Raw genomic sequence first — 2,113 nt, forward strand, 5'->3', positions numbered from 1 at the left:
CGCTCCAGTGAGAGCCGGTGTCGAGTACGACTAACCCGGTCATCGTCACCGCGGAGGTGACCGTGAACAAGGATGACAACAGATCAGTGCCAACACCAGAGGCCGAGGCTGCTGGCATGCTCAACACCAGTGTCCCGATCACGATGAGTGCCAGGAATCCTAGGGCGACTGCCTGGGCCGGTGAGAGTGTGACCTGCGGCATGTGCAGGTGGCGGGGGTGTCGGTGAGGACGACTGAGTTCCACCGGCATGAGCGTAGTCCTCCCGGTCCCCCCTTGCCTAGAGGGTGGCTGGAGAGACATTCCCGTCCAGTACAGCTAGGCAGGCGACGCTGCATCCCCGACGGATGCTGCACTCGGTGATGACGTGCCGTGGTGTCACATCATTGCGGCTGGGTTTCGGACTCTGCGCGGTGCGCAGGGGAACCAGGATTCGTCCTTGTTCCAGGTACTGCGGGTATGGTGTTCTGGACCACATCAGGTAGGTAACGTCGAGTGTGCACGTGAGAGGGTAATCATGACGGGTGCGTTCTCTGTCGAGGACATATCCATCGCCGTTCATCGTCGATTAGGGTTGGACACTGCTCTAGGCAAGGAGCTTGTGCTCGAGCAAATTGGCACGATTGAGCAGTCAGAGGGGCGGGTCATTGATCCAGAGCAGATCGGTGCGGATGATACCGAGCGACTGGTCCGGCTGGTCGAGAAGGCACAGCCTGAAGTGGCTGCACGGTCACTAGATGACCTCTACGACGCGCAGGTTCGGTGTCGTGACGCCGTAGAGCATCTCGAGGACGCCCGCGCGCATCGCGATGCAGCTGTGTGTGCCGCGCTGGCCACGGGCGTGTCATGGGATGAGGTAACCACCACGACAGGATTGTCGCGAGGCCAAATCGCCGACATCCGAAAAGGCCAACCCCGCTAAGATACTTAGGATAACCTTTCCAATACGCCGAAGTTGCACGCACTTGTCGGATTCGTCGCGGACTACAGGTCGTGCTGTGATTCTACTAACTGCATTGCCCTGGGAGGTCATGACCACCGCAACGCATGACACTCAGAAAAACGCCGGCAACCGTGGTGAGTGAATCACCACTCACTACAAGGGACCAGGAGGCCTCTCCTGACGCGGCCGTAACGCATCATTGACCCCGTCGGGTAACTCGTATAGCTAGTCATCGGCCACCGCTGGTCCCGATGCCCAGCGGCTGAACGGTTCAACGTCTCACCGGCCACTCGGCTCCCACCTCGGTGCCGCCCGCGCCACCGTCGGCCGGGTGCGGACCCGCTACACCACACCCGCACTGGACCGCGTCGACAGAGGGGATCAAACCACTGGCCTGCCGGCACGCAAGATCCCGCCGATACGCTACGAGAGAACCTGCCCGGTGAGTTGGTGCATGTCGGCCTCAAGAAACTCGGGCGGGTTCTCCCCGCGGGGCCGGATGGCGAATGCTCAGCAGAGGCTCCACCCAGCAACGGGCATCAAGCATTGCCAGTGGGGCGGCGGCACGCGCCGGAGTGTTCCGATCTCCAGGCTACCAGTGCTTGCATCACGGGCATCGACGACTACTCGAGAGCGTCTACTCGGAGATCCTGAATGACGAGTGTAAAGACACCGCTACGGGGTTCTGGACCCAGGCTACAACCTTCTTCGAGTCACTGGAGGTTACCGTGGAAGCGGTGATGACCGACAACGGGTCTTGCTACCGCTCACAGGTGTTCAAAAATGCCCTGGGCGCGAAGGTCACCCACCGGTTCACCTGGGCATATCCGACGCAGAACAACAGCAAGGACGAACGGCCCAACAACACGCTGATGACCGAGTGGACCTACGGCATGGCCGTATCTGAGTGAGGCGGCGTGCAAGCAGTTCCTGCATCACTCACAATCACCGAGCCCACACACCTATCGGAGGTGCGCTTCCTTCATCGCGTGTTCATGACCTCACGGGGAATTATAGCTAACGCGCACCTACCGGCACACGCCTCAACCGCCGAGCATGGACCGGAGAGGTCCCAAATCCGACGGTCGGCCGCCGAATAATGCCTGCTTTCTAGGTCGTGTTGCTAAAGGGTTTGTGGCGGCCAGGATGACACCCTCAGGCGTATGCACCGT

Annotated in this window: 2 protein-coding genes; both read left to right on the plus strand. The window is 60.6% G+C overall.

What is annotated here, in order from left to right:
* Window positions 1–515 precede the first annotated feature (515 nt).
* A complete protein-coding gene (locus ACT3TD_RS14710) occupies window positions 516–920 on the plus strand; it encodes a hypothetical protein (RefSeq protein WP_444615232.1) in 405 nt (134 codons plus the stop codon).
* Window positions 921–1,678: 758 nt separating this feature from the next.
* Window positions 1,679–1,852 carry a hypothetical protein gene (locus ACT3TD_RS14715; protein WP_444615231.1) on the plus strand — a complete coding sequence of 58 codons (174 nt, stop codon included), beginning with the start codon at window positions 1,679–1,681 and terminating at the stop codon, window positions 1,850–1,852.
* Window positions 1,853–2,113 lie beyond the last annotated feature (261 nt).

The organism is Corynebacterium sp. AOP36-E1-14, from assembly GCF_052377495.1.
GTDB lineage: Bacteria > Actinomycetota > Actinomycetes > Mycobacteriales > Mycobacteriaceae > Corynebacterium.